Genomic DNA, 17,123 nt, shown 5'->3' on the forward strand with positions numbered 1-17,123 from the left:
CCTTACTTAAACAAATCCTGTTTATTTTTTAATTCAATCTTACCGTCAGCAACTTCATAAATATAATCACAGTTTCGAATTGTTGAAAGTCTGTGAGCTATAATAACTAGCGTCGTTTTACCCTGCAGATAATTAATAGACTCCATAACCGCATTTTCGGTTTCTGTATCCAACGCTGAAGTAGCTTCATCCAGGAAAAGAACTGAAGGCTTAGTGTAAAGAGCTCTGGCAATACCTACTCTCTGTCGCTGTCCACCAGACAACTTAACTCCTCTATCACCTACTACAGTATCAAGACCATCTGGAAGCCCCTTCACATAATCCTCCAGTCTCGCTTCTCTTAAAGCTTCCCATATCTTGTCATCATTAGACCTGCTATTATCGAAAGATACATTTGCTCTAATAGTGTCATCTATCAGATAAATATTCTGCGGAATATAACCAACAGCCTTGTGCCAGGAATCTTCATTTTCAAAAATGTCTCTTCCATCAACTGTAACTGTACCTTCATATGGTTTTAATAGTCCCAGCATTATATCAGCAAGAGTTGTTTTTCCTGCTCCAGACTTTCCAACAAAAGCAACAGACTTGTTCTTACCAATGCTAATATTGGCATTTTCAAAAATACTCTTTACACCCTCTGGATATTTAAATGAAACATTATGAACCTCAATAGAATCTTGAAAGTTCATCCTCTCTACAGCCGATTTATCTGCACCACTACCACTCTTAAATGCCTCAATCTGTCGAAGATCATCATATACCGCATCTACAGATGCTTTTCCATATAATACATTTCCTGTGTATTCCGTGATTCTGTTAAAACTAGGAAGCATCTTCATAGCAGCCAATGCAAACGCCGTGAGTGTTGTGGCAAACTCCATAAGATTAACACCCATCAGCATTCTGATTGAGATTGTCAGAAGTAACGCAGTCATAGCTAGCATCTCAGTAATATATTTAGGTCTATACAAATATAACTTATATCTCTTATTAGCATCAGCATTTTCATCAAAAGATCTGCTGAAGTTATCCAAAAAGAACTTCTCCATTCCAAGAACCTTAAGCTCTTTTATTCCTCCAAAAGACTGTAATATCCACTTATTCATCTCAGCATAAGATAAACGTTCCTGTTCTCCAGCCTCTATCTGCTTCTTTTTATTTATTTTATAGATTATTACAAAAGAAACACCAAAAATAAGGCCAATCAGTATTGTTGTAACCACATCATTGACAAGCAGGAATCCCATCATACATATGCAGGTAAATATTTCTACAACTATGCTAACTACAGCAGAAATAACTGCCATAAAATTCCCGACGTCATTATGAACATTTCTCTGGAGATCTATAGGATTGTGATTAACATGAAATAGATAATCCTGATCAAGATATGTTGTCATAAGCTTATAAGAAAGCTTTTTGCGATTATTATATATAAAATCCAACTGAATCTTATATCGTTGTATCAAATAGAGATTCTTTATCACATAAAGAACAATCAGAAAAACTGAAAAAAGCACGATAAATTTTGTAAGAGTATGCGCATTAAAAACATCTGCAAACAAACTATAATACTTGTTCGTCTCAATAGCAGAAGAATCAAGTATTATATTAACCAATGGAATCAGCGCTGATACGCCTAGCAACTCAAACAATCCTGCTATCAGCGCCAGAACGATATTTACTCCCAACTCCATTTTCTGTTTTCTATTAAAAATATAATTTATTTTCTTTATAACATTCATTACAAACTATCTCCAACAAAACTCCCGTTTTATTACTTTACCAATTCCAACATAGCATTTGCACGAGCTTTCCACGAATACTTCTGTACATCTAATTTGGCCTGCATAGCTCTTTTAGCCGCCGCATCACTATGAAATCTAATATCATCAATACACTTAACCCACTCATTTTCATCATTAGCATTAGCCAAATAGGCATTTGCTTCGCTCAGTACTTCTCTGATTACTGGCAGATCAGAAGCGATAATACATCTACCACTTGCCATATACTCAAACAGCTTAAGCGGAGATGTAAATCTTCCTATGTCTTCTCCCATATTCATCAGCTTGTCCTGATTGGGCAGTATAAGAACGTCCATATCACACATAATGGCAGGAATATCCTTATTATTTACTCTTCCATGAAATATGACATTAGACGGAAATTCATGTCCCGTTTCTTTTATTGCTTCTTCTAATGTTCCACCATAAATATCAAATATATCATTTCCATCAGCAATAGCTACTCTTCTGACCAATTCTATGCCCTTGCCAACTAATATTTTACCAAAATATCCTATATGTAGGCTATCTTTATTTACTATAAGCTCTTTACCTGCAAATGGCATAAAATCGTCCAAATCTGCACCGTCTGCAAGGACTGTTATTCTATCGTCATTCAAGTCATAGTTCTCAATATAATAGTCTTTAAGTCCCTGAGATATAGTAACCAGATGAAATCTACTATTGTCTACAAACCATTTCCAGCTCAGCATTCTATAAAATCTTCCAGTCAAATGCTTTATATCTCCATGAAGGTCAAGAACTGCATCTATTCCTCTTATAACGGCAATCAGTGCTGTAAAAGGGTCTCTAGTCACAATAATATTACATCCATTATTCCCAGCCTTATTCACAGCCTTCATAGCCCATATAATCTGTCCTATCCTACTGTTTCTACCCGGTTTTATCCTATACACAGGAAAATCATTTCTAACTCCATATATTTCACGCAAAGTAGCCTCTGCATCTCCTCCATGAACAATAAGAATAAAGTCCTCAGAAATTGATGCAAAGGCATCTGCTATTTTCGCCACATGTATGCTGTTTGTTGAGCCAGATGGAACTGATGCTCTGGCTATATAAGCAACTCTTTTTTTCATTTCAATTGATTAACGAGATATCTGATATATTATACAAATATATATCATACGCTCCTATACTAGCCCCATTCATAATGTCTAATACTGCCGACGCATTGTTTACAACCATCTCAAAATCATTATAGCTAGAATCACCATTCCAAAATGGTATACCAAAGACATCCGGATATTCAGCCTCTCCAGTCCAAACGCATAAATTCATATCATCAAGTGTATTTATTAGTTCTGGTTTTTCATATCTGGTAGAATAGGCTACATAATCGTATTCTTCTATTTTATACACCTTTCCACTTTCATCAACAGTTAATATGTCGCTTAAGTCCTGGGATGTCATATTACCATCACCTGTGCTTCTGATTCCTCCAGGACAAAAAGCAGAATAATACATTGACTTAGTTTTCTCATTTGATATACCATTTTGCAGACAATAGTCCTCCTGCTGCGCTCTAACATCTTGATTCCTATAATATGCCGATGCACATACCACAGCTGAGGCACTTATTGATTCACTTATAGTAATTACTGTAAGTGCAAGAGTAATTACTTTGATCAACTTTGAACGCATATTCCACATCCATAGAATTCCAGCAGCCATAAGTATAATTTCCGCAAAATACAGTTCCAGAGCCCATCTAGGAAATGTTCTATTCATCATACATAGAATCACCACTTTGATGACAGCTAATAAAAGAATAGTATATCTTTTGTCTCTTTCCGCTAATACAACTAATAATCCAATTATTATCAGCGCAATTAAGACTATCCCTCCGATATGTATGTAGCCGTAATTTAAATATGCTCGAAGATTATTCAACCATCCAGCACCCTGACCCCCATCATATACAGCCACTCCCAAAAAGCCATCAATAATGGCAGTTCTAAAATTTGGCACAATATTGGGGGCAATAGCCACAATTCCGGCTAAAAAACTCAACAATGCAATGACTTCTCTGAATAAAAAATCCTTGACCGACTTAGAGTAAAACAAGATTATAAAAGCTACCATACCGTAACATGCCCCGCCATGCCATTTCTCCATTATAGCCATAGAAGATGTCAGCGACATGAGCACAAGATATCTATATAGTCTGGCTTCTGTATATTTGAGCGCTAATAGCATTGTTAATGAGGCAAAAAAAAGTGAAGCAACATCACCTGTATCCTGCTTAGCAAGGCATACCATATGCGGTGATACCGAAAGAAGCAGTGCACTGATTGTCCCTAGTCTGCTTTTTAGTTTATTGCCAATAAGAAAAATCACATATATTGTAACAACTCCTGCAACAGCTGTGATTATCCTACATATCCAGTATTCCTGCACAGAACGATATGATATCTCATGTCCAGAAGCATTAGAATATATCATCAAAACCAACGCTTGTATCTTGGAAAAAGACTGCGCAGGATAATAAAAAGTATCCCAAATAAGCCTTTTGCTTGAAGCCATAGCAATTGCTGGAGCAACCATCCATATTTCATCTGGCTGATATATTGATTCTCTTCCCCAGTCAAATCCTATGAGACGCAAAATAGCACCTATTAACAGACTAACAAACAACACTACAAAATCTATCCTATCCAGTTTATATTCAGATTTTGCTTTCTTACTCACGATCCTATAATCCCTTACATTTTAATCAGCCAAAGCCTTTAACCTAAGTTCAATTTCTCCCTGGTCATTATAACCAACGCCATATATTCGTCCATCTATAATTTCATCAGCAAACAGACTTCCATACATATCCTTAAATTCTTCATTCGTGTTAGCAATATACACATTTGTACACTGGCTCAAAAGCCCTGCCCATTCTTCAACAGTCAAATATCTCTCTTCGCTATCATCTCCAAGCCATTCACCATCAACTGTCATATCACTAAAATAGTAATTCTGCATTGTACCAGGAGATACTCTGAAATTAAACCTCGAATAATCAGATTCCCTTCTCTGATCTATCAAAAAGAATTTGCTAAACTGATCTATATACACGAAGTTAAGTCCATCAAAATTATAAAAATTATCTTCAGCAAAAATCTGAGTCCACACCCCCGAAACATTACCTATAAGAAGTGCGACCGCCACCACAAACGCAGCAACTATTCTATAAATACTCATTCTGAAATCTGAGTATTTCAAATATAGAAACATGAACACTATAAGGTAAACAACAATATATGCATATAAGTATCTCTCTGCCTCCTTAGCCCTTGCTGCCTGTCCTTCACTTCTAGCAAAGTAGCCAGACATAAAAACAAATGACGCAAAAAGTGCAAATCCTGCGTGCACTGATAAAACCATTTTGTTACTAATCGTATTCACAGTTCCATTAGTAGTCTTTATCAGTTTCCAAACAAATACAAGGACAACAATAAGAAAAGCATATGGAACATAGAACCTATACCCAAATCCAAAATCTCTATTTGGAGCGCTAGTAGAAAAAATAACATTCGCAAAGTTTCTTATGGCATCCCCCCGTATTTCTGAAGGCATAATAAAATATGCTGCTACAAATACAGAAAAAGCTCCTGCTAACAACAACGCACAATACTCACGAAACATTCCTTTTTCGGCAATTATCTTCACTACGAACAATGCAGCTACTATCACCAATGCTCCGACAGGAATTAAATACGCACGACTCGCAATCATCTGCCACAATAGTAAAATAGCGCCTTCAAATTTATCTTTCCCATCATGAGAACTTACAAATATCTCCCATGGCAATCTAAAAGCAACAATAACTAACAAACATGCAAGTAAAAATCTCAGTCTATGTAGCGAGATCTTCTCATGTTCATTGATTATATCCATCCCTACTAGCAGTAGCACAGATATTCCTGCGAGAAAAATGCCTGTAGATTTGGTTATCGTCAAAAAGCCAAGCGCCATACAAACAGCAACGTAGTAATACCTATCTCCATATTCCTTTGCTTTGTGATACATGCATAGTATATATGCAACTGTTACTCCCATCACAAAGTCACTTTGCAACACAAAATACACGTCACGCTTCAAGGTCATAAGAGGCAATAGAACTATAAATAACATGATAAAAACATAGTGCCATTTACTTTTCTTGTCTCTATAAGAAAATATAGCCAACATCATCGCTACACAAATCATAGCAACTGCCCAAAACAAAACGCTTTCAGAAAAAACTCTCCAGAATTTCTCTGACAAGTATTCCCACATCATCATTCCAGGGATGTAATCATATCTGTATATCTTACCCACATGATAGAAATCAGAGACATACTTGCCATAGGCCATAAGATCATCCTGTTCAGCCAACATTCTCCCTTTACAAACAAGGCCATAATATATGCCAAGTATAAGATAAGAAACACCTCCAAATGTCAGCATATCCTTGAATGACTGCTTTTTTGACACAAAATATACCGTAAAAATGCAGCTTATAATAGCCAGACCTCCAACTAGTATAGTAGAGTATGCCAAGATGTCTAAAATCCCGCATGAATATGCCAAAAAGGTAGCTATAAACATAGCTACCGGAATTCCCTCTTCAATTCTTTTGTTATATGCCACTGCTATGGCTCCAGCAATCGGCAACACCACTAAAAAGGCCATATTTCTCCTATATTTTATAAAATATCTAGAATGTCATCTCTAGTTGCGTCATATCTGCCAATAATCATAGGCTTTGTTCTGGACGCTTTTAAATCCTCTTGTAAAGTAAGTGCAATCGTCTTAAAAAGACTCAGTTTGCTAATTAACTTAATATTTCCAGCAGTAACAGCATACGGTGAGCCATAAGGAAAAGCAAAATGTACAACTTTCTTTCCGGTTATATTCTCCAAATAAACATTAGCTTTCCTTACTTCCTGTTCAAGCTTCTTTTTATCACTCTTCCTTGCCATAATATGATTCATTGTGTGATTTCCTATCGTACAAAGAGTATTAGCAGAAAGCATCTTCAAATCCTCCTCTGAAAGATATCCAGCATCTCCAATCTTGGAAGGAATCACATATACACAAAAAGGTATATTATTATCATTTAAGTATGGCACGCAATCAAGCGTACTCTTATATCCATCATCAAATGTAACAATACATTTTTGCTCAAAATCATCCACATTTTCCAAATCATCAAGTGAAATAAAAGAATACCCTTTTTTCTTATGTACATCTAGTATTTCCTCGAATCTCTCCAGACTGATTGTAAGTTCTCCCCCCATGTCCGAAATATCATGAAACATGAGCACATGCCCATTAGTAAACCGAGGTTTTTGAGAGTTTCTTCTCTCTATTCTGGCATTTACCATTTCACTCTGTTTATGAGCAATCTTATCTTTTACACGATTAATCCTTTTTTCAACTTTTACTAAATAGGATTTTCTATATTCTTCTTTTGAATAAGGTAATAGTCTTTCTTTCCAATGATTATAAAGCTCATAATGAATCCTTGTATGATTCTCAACATCTCGTATTAGTTCATAACCATCATATGGCAGCTTATATAAAAAGATATCATCTCCGTCAATTCCTTTTATCACATTTTCTTCTATAGGCCGTAGCATAACTGCATATGATGCTACAAGTTCAAGCTCATCATGATGTTCCATCGTCAGAACATATTTAAAGCCATTAACTTGTCTATGCTGTGCATTGAGATCAAAACAAATATCATTAGAGTTTATTCCGGCTATAATAGTATTACGTAATACTCTTTCAAAGAACATATCATACTTGATAGCCTTATCCATCGGAGCAAATCTATACTCATAATCTCTATCAGCATATAACAACATTACCTGATGAGCAGTATTCATTGCCGCGCCATGAACTCCTGCTTCAGAATAATTCGTAGAAAGCGATGTGTAAGGAATTACATAATACCTATCAGTATCAACCACATAGCATGCATAGTATCTTCCCCAGGACTGATCTCCAAAGTACTCAATCTGCTCTGGTACATTATAATTAGGCACTACAAATTTCTGATGTTCCATGTACCAAGCCCTGAAACGCTTCCAATGCTCTCTGGTCCAACACTGTCCCCAAGTAATAGAGAACTGTCCAAGATAAGTATCATATTGGTTTTTCTGGGGCAAAAACTGATAATTGGAATAGCCATTCCATGCGTGACTGTACAAAGATATTCCAGCAATAGCATCCTCGTCATGATAATAATCCAGAGCCTTACATACATACTCATAGAATGATCTGGCTACAACTAGGTCATCTTCTAATATTATCACTGCTCCGAACTCTTCTGTCATATCTCCACATTTTAAAATGTGATCTTTTAGTCCAAGCCGCTTGGGATACGTTCTGATATCCATAGTTCCATGGCAAAATCCAATTCTCTTAACCTGCTTAATTATGTCGCTTGTCACATCAGATCTGTCCAGACTAACAATAAGATGTATATCTTCAGAAGGATAGTATGCTTCATTAACACTATCAAGAAGTCTTGAAATACAGTCTATTCTATTGTATCCAACCAGAACTATTGCTGGTTTGCTACTATATCCCATATAAAATAATTATTCCCACTTTAACTTCAATTAGTATCTGACAGTTTTATAATAAATGAATAATAATGATCTGAAATAGTATAAAAAGAAAGCAAGTCTTACTCTACGCTTTATTCCTTTTTCGCAATTAAGAACTTCTCTACATTCATTCCTAATTTGTTCTATCTTGTAAAAATCTCTAAACAACTTGCAAAATGACTTCCAGCCTTTAAAAATAGCCTCTTCTCGCAGCAGTCCTATTATCAGTTCAGTTCTCTGATCTATAATAAAAAACTTTTTTGAATCGGATATTCCATTTTGTTTGTATAGAGATTCTTCCAGATCAATTCTGTTACTTACAGTAACAAATGCATTCTCTCTATAGGAATAAGTAGTACTGCCTGTTCGCTGATAGTAATAATATAATGGCTTATTAATATAATAAATCCACTGGGCATTCATAAATGCATCGAGTGCAAATGCTCCGTCTTCATTAAATCTATATTTCCTATCAAACCTTATCTTATATTCTTCTAAAAACTGCCTTCTATAAATCTTAGTGCCCATACAAGAAACGATATTCATAGGTAATCTGGTATGAAAATTCTCGATCAGTTCTCTACATTCATACAGCCTTTCGTTTAAATCAGCTAGAACCCTGTACTCCTTACCAATATCGCTTAGGCTATAGCAAAAACCAGTCAAAATGAAATCAACATTTTCATAATTATCAAATACTTTTTTGGCAAGTTTTAATGTTGTGTTATCAATACTGTCATCTGCATCCAAAAAAAAGACATACTCTCCATTAGCAATATCCAGTCCCTTATTTCTGGTTGCCTCCACTCCAAGATTAACACGTTTATTACTAGTATCTTCAAGATGACAAGCAACAGTTATATTATCGTATTCACGTTTCAACTGAAGGCATTCTTCATATGTGCCATCAGTTGAACCATCATCAACAAGAATAACTTCAAAGTTTGTGTACTCCTGCTCCTGAAGCTTTTGTACACAGTGCCTGACATATTTCTCTACGTTATAGCACGGAACAATAATACTAAAAAGCCCTTCCTTCAATACTAACCATCCTTCTTTCAATTATCAAACCCATTAAAAGAGTATGCTACACTATCATCTTTAATTTTTCCCGGATAGTATAGCATTATCACTATATCTGGATCATAAGACTCTATGAACTCAGGAGTAACACCTGATACCTCATCATTATCAACACAGTATATTTCCTTGAAACCTAATGCCAGATACTGACTAACTGCCTTTCCAAAAGAATCTGTAATAACCAAAAGCTTCACATTATTGCTAGCCTCAAGATTCACATATTGTCCTAATGTTTTCCCTAATACAAAATCATAAGTATATCTGGATGTGTAGTCTTTAACCTTCAGCGGACCTGTATTGATCATCATTTCCTGCATAGTACCTACATTACCATTTGCATCCTGTAGTCTTGTATTAAAATCTGGCAAAATAAGATCGAAATCATCAATTCCTGCATAATATATTCCAGTCCTCTGGCCATTAGATCCCAAATGCCATTTATTGTACCTTGTAACCGTATAATTGCTGATATCTGATATTCTTCTATCAACATCACAGCCAGTCTTATCCTGAATATAATCCTCCAATATACCATAGGCATAGAATCCTGCCTCTGTAGTCCAATGATGATCTGTCCTATACATCATATCATACTGATCAGTGTCATCATCATGCATCTCTTCTCTGAAATCGATAGTATCTATCCCTGCCTCTCGCATACCTGATACCAATCTATCTACATTAGAATTACCATAATCCTCTATTCCCTTTGGCAACTCATCATCATATTTACTACACGTATAAGGCGTTGCTGCATAAACAAGTTGTATACCTTTTTCTTGAAGATACTCATTAAATGTTGCTGTATTATCAACACACTCATTTATCTTTTCATCTGAACACTTATCCATAGGTGATAATAAGTAGCCATTATTGAGCTTTATAACTCCATTCATTTCTGGCTGATTCAATACATTTCTAATAGCTCCATTGACATTGACAAACCACATCTTCTTATAAAAGGTGCTGGCTATATTAGTTTCAAACTCATTACCAAGTTCTGGCGTCCACTCATTGTAACTGACTACATCGTTAATATAATAATTTAGTAATTTCCCAAAACTCGGAACACCTAGTCCAAATATAGCTAAACCAAGCACAACTATGTACAGATAATTAGAATGTTTCCTATTTATCACTGTTCCAAAAAATCCTTTTCTTATTCCACATAGCATTTATGCGTTTCTATCCATAAAGCCAATATCAATAGTTCCCACTTTGGCCAACCTTCTGCACCATCTAATATTTGTTGGGTGCCATTATAATCTATGACAGAGAAAACTTTTCCATTTGGATTTCTGAGTAAATCTCCAGTCATAGCAACTATTTCCCTGTCTTTCAGCCACTCACCCATTGGCGGCGAAAAACCATTCTTGACGTTATGTTTAATTTCATCTGTCCACTTATCAGAAAAAGCTTTCCTGAGAATATATTTATCTATATTACCTTTTACCTTATATTCAAACGGTAATGAAATACAAAAATCTGCAAGTTCATAGTCGCAAAAAGGTGTTCTACTCTCAAGAGAAACTGCCATAGTTGTCCTATCTGTCTTGAGGAATCCATTCCCTGGCAAATACCCAACTATATCGTATCTCAATAAATTATCCAATTGATTTCCTGTCAGATACTGATCACTAATAAAATAGCTTTCATCAAATGGTAGTATTCCAAGTTTGCCAAGCATGTCTTCATCCATTATCCTATTACTATTGCGGTAAAAATCTATAATATCAGAGAGATCCAGCTTGGCATTTTTAGCTGCATTGTGCTTCAAAGAATTATCACGCCTTCTTATATCGGTAAGTGAGTCATATCTTCCTTTTTTCTCTAGAGCTTTCATACTCCTATAGTCAAAGTGTTCTATCACATGTAATAAGAATTCTCTCAATCCCAAAGGTATAGCACTCTGCTGATATTTGAGGGCATACGCCATAGTCCTATATGCATAACTATATCCTCCAAGCAGTTCATCACCAGCATCGCCAGTTAATACTACTTTGACGTTATCTCTTGCAGCCTTGGATATCAAATATGCCGGAACTGTAGCGGGATCAGCTAGCGGCTCATCAAATAAGACATTCATCTTATTGAGCAAATCAGCTATATTATAGTCTCCACTATGTAAAGTGATGTGGTTAGTACCATATTTCTTGGCCATTCCCTCCGCATATTTGGATTCATCCACACCATTTTCAAATGCAAAAGAAATCGTTGTAAGATTAGGCTTATATTCCGATGCTACAGAAACCACTGTGCCGCTATCAAGTCCACCGCTTAAAAAAGCTCCTAGAGGAACATCTGCAACAAGCTGATTCCTTACTGCCTTATGAAAAAGCCTTGTAAATTCTTCAACTGCCTCTTCCTCTGTTATTAACTTGTTCGTTTGAGGTAAATCCCAATACCTTGATATATTAGCCTCACCCTCTAAATCAAATATCAATTGATGAGCAGGTGGTAAAGCAAATACATTTTTATATATCGTCTTCGTAGGATACACGTACGAACGTTTTAAATATGATCCAAGAACGTTCTTGTCCAATACCGGTTCCACCAGTCCTGTTGCCAGTATTGCCTTTATCTCAGATGCAAATATGAATTCTCCATTTCTTCCGAATGCATAATAAAATGGCTTCTCGCCAAATCTATCTCTTGCGCAGAACAAACGCTGATTAAGATCATCCCAAATTGCAAATGCAAACATTCCAGGGACTTTCTTCATCATATCAGTTCCATATTTTTCATATAGAGCCAACAACACTTCTGTATCACAACTAGTGGAAACTCTATTAGTAAGATCCTCTTTAATTATGATATCTCTATATCCGTATATCTCTCCATTAAAAACAACAGCCGTTTTATTCCTATTATTTAACATTGGCTGCTGACCATTTTTTATATCAATTATGCTTAATCTCACATGGCCAAGTGCACAATTATCAAAATAATACTCACCTTCTTCATCCGGCCCTCTATAGCGAATAGACTCGCGCATATTGTATAATTCATTCTTATATTGTCTAGCACGCTCTTTTATAACAATTCCTGATATGCCACACATATCTAACTCTCTTTCATCGTTTCATATAACAATATCTATAGCAGTATGTCTCTTCCTGCCATTCTATCTCATATCCATTTCGTTCAAACTCTTTGGTTTGGTCAAAGTCCAATCTATTAACTAGCAAAATAGCATCTGGAAGGCTTGGGCAAATCTCATCTATATCCGTATACATCAGTGGCATAATACGAGCGTCTGCAGACAAATTATAGGCTGCTTCATATATTATCTCTGCATCTAGATTATGAATATCCTGTTGAATAGCAACGACATCTTCTATTCCAGACTCCCTAACATTCTGTAATGGTTCTTTATCCTTAGCAAAAACGAAATCTACTCTGAGTCCACTAACCGAAGAATAAACGATAGACGCCACGATAAATCCAACTATAATCTTAGAATATACTGATTTATTAGTAATGTTAATAAATGCTACCAAAGTACTAGCACTAATCAGTGCAAGAATAGGGTATATATAGGAGGTGTACCTTGTCTGCACATAGAAATTAAAACATGTAGCAACAACCATAAATAGAACAAATGTAGTAAAGATAACTTTCTCCATGGTTCCATAAAAAAGTTTTCCGTTTGTTTTGATCATTGTATATATAAAAATAATAATAAATAAAAGGAAAACTGGCCAAAAGCCAAATCCATACTTACCCATATACAAAAATGTATGCGCCAGTCTATTGATAAACTCTGATGGTGACAAAGAAAGATAACTATCCATAACCCATCTTGCTGGTCCAATCACCGTATCTACAGCTTCGGATGGGTTAGTTAACATATCTAAATAAAATGCATTCTTATATATATACGTCCCTCCACCACACAACATAGGCAGTACATAAAGAATAAAGTTCTTAATTTGTTTTTGAAAAAGTAAAGCTGTGCCATAAATGACAATAAATATTGAATAAAAGAACAACGTAAGTTGAGTTGATCTCATAGACAAATACGCACACAATAATGCCACCAACTCACATAATAATCTACAGAACCAGTTTTCTATTCGTACTTCCCACAAAACAACATGAAAAAACACAAACAGCATTAAAAGCATAGTAGAAAAGCTATAAAATCTCACATATGAAGCCATAGAGAATGCCATTCCACTGAATCCATACATAATTATAGCCAATAATGCTTTATTATCATCCTTTGTTATCTTCTTCACTACATTCCAAAGTGCAAATTGTGAAATAACTAATGAACATATATTCAACCATATTCCTGGCCATCTTGATACTTGCCTCGGCGAGAATACAGCCTGTACAGCATTTAGAAGTACAAAATACGGATCTTTAAGGAATGTTTTAACCAAGAATGGCAGTTCAGCAAAAAAAACTGATTCTCTTCTATCTACAAACAAAGTATATTGCACATATCCAGCACCAAGCCACTGATTGATACTATACTCTTTGTCATCATTAATATAGTGATTGCCATATACTGTCTCAGTAATATAATGAGTTTTCTCAAAACTATAAAAAGTATCCCAGTATAAACTGCCTTGCCTAGATACCCAAAATAAAACAAAAAGCACCTGTACAAAAGCAACAATAATACCTATCCTTTGTTGTTTGGAAAGACATTTTTTATTATTACGTACAAAAACTCTATCTATCATCAAAAACATCCCCAATCAATTGATTCTATGAAGCCAATCCAAATATACAAGTACATACCAAATACTTTCATTCCACTTACCACCATCTATATAATCACGCCACATTTTCAATATACTATTAGTATCAAGAACCGAAGCGCTCTCTATAGATGCTGGACTCATCAGCGCCTCAGCCCATTCCCGCAACTCGCCATCTCTCATCCACTTGTCCAGTGGAATCGAGAAGCCAGTTTTAGGGCGCTCTAATAGTTCCTTTGGTACATATTTATAAACAATTTCCCTAAGAATTCTTTTGGTAACGCCATTATGAAACTTATACTCTAAAGGTAGCCTCCAGGCAAATTCTATTACATCTCTATCCAAAAAAGGCACTCTTGTTTCAAGCGAATAGATCATAGATGCTCTATCTACCTTAGCTAAAATATCGTCCGGTAAATACATCTTGAAATCCATCGCCATCAATCTATCTTGGTCAGTAAGTATCCCATCGCTAGGAAATAAATCATAATAGTCTTGGTAATTATCAGGATTCTTTAGAAAACTAGTATCGGAAACAGAAACAGCCGCATATAATTCAGGCAAAGAACTTGCCCTAAGCCTTTTAACATATGGATCATTTTTGCTCTTTCCCGCCAACATCATTACTCGTGCCCTAGCATGCTGTATACCTAAAGGCAATTTCTTTTGTTTGCTCCAAGAATCCGTAACCCAACCATTATACCTAGGATAGCCGCAGAAAAGCTCATCTCCCCCGTCGCCGCTTAGAACAACAGTAACATCTTTTCTTGCTATCTGACTAATAATACTCGTCGGAATTTGTGATGAATCTGCAAACGGTTCTGTATATATTTTACTCAAACTAGGAATAACTGCTTTAAGTTCTTTAACAGAAACATATTTTTCAGTGTGTTTTGTACCCAAAATCTTGGCAGTCTGAGCAGCTATAGGCGCCTCATTATACTCTGGAGTATCAACTCCTACAGTAAATGTTCTAATTGGCCGAGAAGATATTTTCTGCATCAAAGTAACAATAGTTGTGCTGTCGATCCCCGCAGATAAAAATGCCCCTAATGGTACATCAGAAATCATTTGCCCGCTTATAGAATCTTTAAGTAAAGATTCCAATATTTCAGCCGCTTCATCCATGCTTCCATTGAACTTGTTTTCTTGACACTCTACATACTTATCATATGAAGACCAATATGTAATATCTTCTATCGTATCATACGGCTCTTTTATTTTAAGATAATGTCCTGGTTCAAGTTTCCTAATTCCCTTATAAATAGAGAATGGCGCAGGTATATATCCTCTCCTAAAAAACAATTCAGTAGCTGAAAAATCTATTTCTTGTTTAAAATCATCTAGCACTGTGAAACATGATAATTCAGATGCGAAAGTAAATCTACCATTTATAAAGCCATAATATAATGGCTTTTCTCCCGCTCTATCCCTAACTAGAAAAAGCTCTTTATTCCTTCTGTCATAAAGAGCTATAGCAAACATTCCTTTAACTACTTCTAGCGTTTCATCAATTCCCAAACAGTCAAAAGACTCCAGTAATATTTCAGTATCAGTCGTACTCTTATACTGAATATTATAATTACTGATTTTTTCAGCCAGTTGCTTGTGATTGTAAATTTCACCATTAAATGCAATCACATAATCACCACTAGCAGAAATCATCGGCTGAGAACCAGCTTCTGATACATCTAAAATAGCTAATCTTCTGTGTCCTAAGACAACAGAACTTCTCTGGTCTTTCCAATATCCAAATGAATCAGGCCCTCTGTGCCTGATTCGTTCAGTCATATTCTTTATATCTGTTATTGATTTATATGTACCATTGCATAAGCCTGCTATTCCACACAATTTAGTTATCCTCTCAACCATTATCCGTATATGTCTATTTTGACGTATTTTTTTTCATCTTATATATCGCATATAATGGAGTATTTGACAATACCACATACATTTTTTTTCTAATTGGCATTTCATATATAAAATATTTTCTCATATAACGATCGTTAAGATCCTTAAGCTCACATTTATAATCATTTAAAGCAAAAATTCTAGATGAAATGGCCCTTTCCATTAGCCTATGATACTTATAGCTTGTCCATTCATCAAAAATACGGAACATTCTAATTGTTGACTCTAACATTTTTCGATTAATACTTTCATTCTTATCTAAAATATGATATTGATAAGTCCATGATGATTCACTTGAGTATCTTCTATAAAAGGTCATTATCTCATCAAAGTAATGTACCTTTCCGTAAAAAAGAAAAAAAATTTCCATTGCATATTCCCCCGGGGTATATAACCATTCAACATTCTTCATGCACTCAAAAAATTTGTTATATATGTCCGTACGAAAAAGCATTGAAGATAGATGATAAACATTATTCCTCTTTATCACATCATCCAACGATATATTACAATCATTTTGATTTTTGGCCATAAGCCATGTTTTTCCAGACAAGACATTATAAGCTAATGTCTGATGCGCACAAGCGGACATCTCAGGGTGGTTCTCCATATATTCAACCTGTTTTTGAAGTTTTGAATGATCCAACCAAAAGTCATCACACTCTAAAACAATCATATATTTTCCCCGAGCACGTCGTAGCAGTGGTAGAACGACATTATAACCTTGAGAATAAATATTCTCTTCTTCTATAATCGGTATGATATTACTATATTTAGCAGCATATTCACTAACTATCTCAGCTGTTCCATCAGTCGAAGCATCATCGTGAACCAAAATCTCGAACTCAAAATCAGTCTCTTGCGACAAAATACTATCAAGTGCCTGTCTAATGTATTTTTCATGATTATATGCCATACACGCCACACTCACCATCACTTTATTATTTGGCATAAAAAAATCTCCATTTTTTACTATTTTTTCGCTTTTTATCATAATAATTCAAAATAATCAC

The 17,123-nt window shown here is 35.4% G+C and carries 11 protein-coding genes; all 11 read right to left on the reverse strand.

The genetic code is table 11. From position 1 onward, the window contains the following. Positions 1 to 2: 2 nt before the first annotated feature. Positions 3 to 1,700: an ABC transporter ATP-binding protein gene (locus IJI01_RS00660; protein WP_292184283.1), complete on the reverse strand. Its 1,698-nt coding sequence runs from the start codon at positions 1,698 to 1,700 to the stop codon at positions 3 to 5. Positions 1,701 to 1,780: 80 nt separating this feature from the next. Beyond that, positions 1,781 to 2,890 carry a glycosyltransferase family 4 protein gene (locus tag IJI01_RS00665; RefSeq protein WP_292184294.1) on the reverse strand — a complete coding sequence of 370 codons (1,110 nt, stop codon included), beginning with the start codon at positions 2,888 to 2,890 and terminating at the stop codon, positions 1,781 to 1,783. Position 2,891: 1 nt separating this feature from the next. Then, positions 2,892 to 4,502 carry an ArnT family glycosyltransferase gene (locus tag IJI01_RS00670; protein ID WP_292184297.1) on the reverse strand — a complete coding sequence of 537 codons (1,611 nt, stop codon included), beginning with the start codon at positions 4,500 to 4,502 and terminating at the stop codon, positions 2,892 to 2,894. A gap of 21 nt (positions 4,503 to 4,523) precedes the next feature. Further along, on the reverse strand, positions 4,524 to 6,476 hold the full coding sequence (locus tag IJI01_RS00675; RefSeq protein ID WP_292184299.1) for a hypothetical protein: 1,953 nt from the start codon (positions 6,474 to 6,476) through the stop codon (positions 4,524 to 4,526). 14 nt (positions 6,477 to 6,490) lie between these two features. After that, a complete protein-coding gene (locus IJI01_RS00680; protein ID WP_292184301.1) occupies positions 6,491 to 8,386 on the reverse strand; it encodes a polysaccharide deacetylase family protein in 1,896 nt (631 codons plus the stop codon). A 30-nt stretch (positions 8,387 to 8,416) separates the two neighbouring features. Next, on the reverse strand, positions 8,417 to 9,466 hold the full coding sequence (locus tag IJI01_RS00685; RefSeq protein ID WP_292184304.1) for a glycosyltransferase family 2 protein: 1,050 nt from the start codon (positions 9,464 to 9,466) through the stop codon (positions 8,417 to 8,419). Then, a complete protein-coding gene (locus IJI01_RS00690) occupies positions 9,463 to 10,662 on the reverse strand; it encodes an alginate O-acetyltransferase AlgX-related protein (protein WP_292184307.1) in 1,200 nt (399 codons plus the stop codon). The genes IJI01_RS00685 and IJI01_RS00690 overlap by 4 nt, the downstream gene beginning before the upstream one ends. Further along, the gene (asnB, locus tag IJI01_RS00695; protein ID WP_292184310.1) at positions 10,647 to 12,548 is read right to left on the reverse strand and encodes an asparagine synthase (glutamine-hydrolyzing); all 1,902 of its coding nucleotides are present in this window, start codon (positions 12,546 to 12,548) and stop codon (positions 10,647 to 10,649) included. The genes IJI01_RS00690 and asnB (IJI01_RS00695) overlap by 16 nt, the downstream gene beginning before the upstream one ends. A 13-nt stretch (positions 12,549 to 12,561) precedes the next feature. Further along, positions 12,562 to 14,181, reverse strand: a complete 1,620-nt coding sequence (locus tag IJI01_RS00700) for a hypothetical protein (protein ID WP_292184312.1) — start codon at positions 14,179 to 14,181, stop codon at positions 12,562 to 12,564. Between the two features lie 15 nt (positions 14,182 to 14,196). Further along, a complete protein-coding gene (gene asnB / locus IJI01_RS00705; RefSeq protein ID WP_292184314.1) occupies positions 14,197 to 16,050 on the reverse strand; it encodes an asparagine synthase (glutamine-hydrolyzing) in 1,854 nt (617 codons plus the stop codon). Positions 16,051 to 16,084: 34 nt separating this feature from the next. After that, positions 16,085 to 17,062 (reverse strand): glycosyltransferase family 2 protein, encoded by a 978-nt coding sequence (locus tag IJI01_RS00710; protein WP_292184316.1) that lies wholly within the window; start codon positions 17,060 to 17,062, stop codon positions 16,085 to 16,087. Positions 17,063 to 17,123 lie beyond the last annotated feature (61 nt).

The organism is Butyrivibrio sp., assembly GCF_017433805.1.
Lineage (GTDB): Bacteria > Bacillota > Clostridia > Lachnospirales > Lachnospiraceae > Butyrivibrio.

Excerpts from the sequence above, each read along its gene's own strand:
- IJI01_RS00680 (WP_292184301.1), bottom strand. The coding sequence starts at position 8,386 with ATGGGATATAGTAGCAAACCAGCAATAGTTCTGGTTGGATACAATAGA.
- IJI01_RS00675 (WP_292184299.1), bottom strand. The coding sequence starts at position 6,476 with ATGGCCTTTTTAGTGGTGTTGCCGATTGCTGGAGCCATAGCAGTGGCA.
- IJI01_RS00700 (WP_292184312.1), bottom strand. The coding sequence starts at position 14,181 with ATGATAGATAGAGTTTTTGTACGTAATAATAAAAAATGTCTTTCCAAA.
- IJI01_RS00690 (WP_292184307.1), bottom strand. The coding sequence starts at position 10,662 with ATGCTATGTGGAATAAGAAAAGGATTTTTTGGAACAGTGATAAATAGG.
- IJI01_RS00660 (WP_292184283.1), bottom strand. The coding sequence starts at position 1,700 with ATGGAGTTGGGAGTAAATATCGTTCTGGCGCTGATAGCAGGATTGTTT.
- IJI01_RS00665 (WP_292184294.1), bottom strand. The coding sequence starts at position 2,890 with ATGAAAAAAAGAGTTGCTTATATAGCCAGAGCATCAGTTCCATCTGGC.
- IJI01_RS00710 (WP_292184316.1), bottom strand. The coding sequence starts at position 17,062 with ATGCCAAATAATAAAGTGATGGTGAGTGTGGCGTGTATGGCATATAAT.
- asnB (WP_292184310.1), bottom strand. The coding sequence starts at position 12,548 with ATGTGTGGCATATCAGGAATTGTTATAAAAGAGCGTGCTAGACAATAT.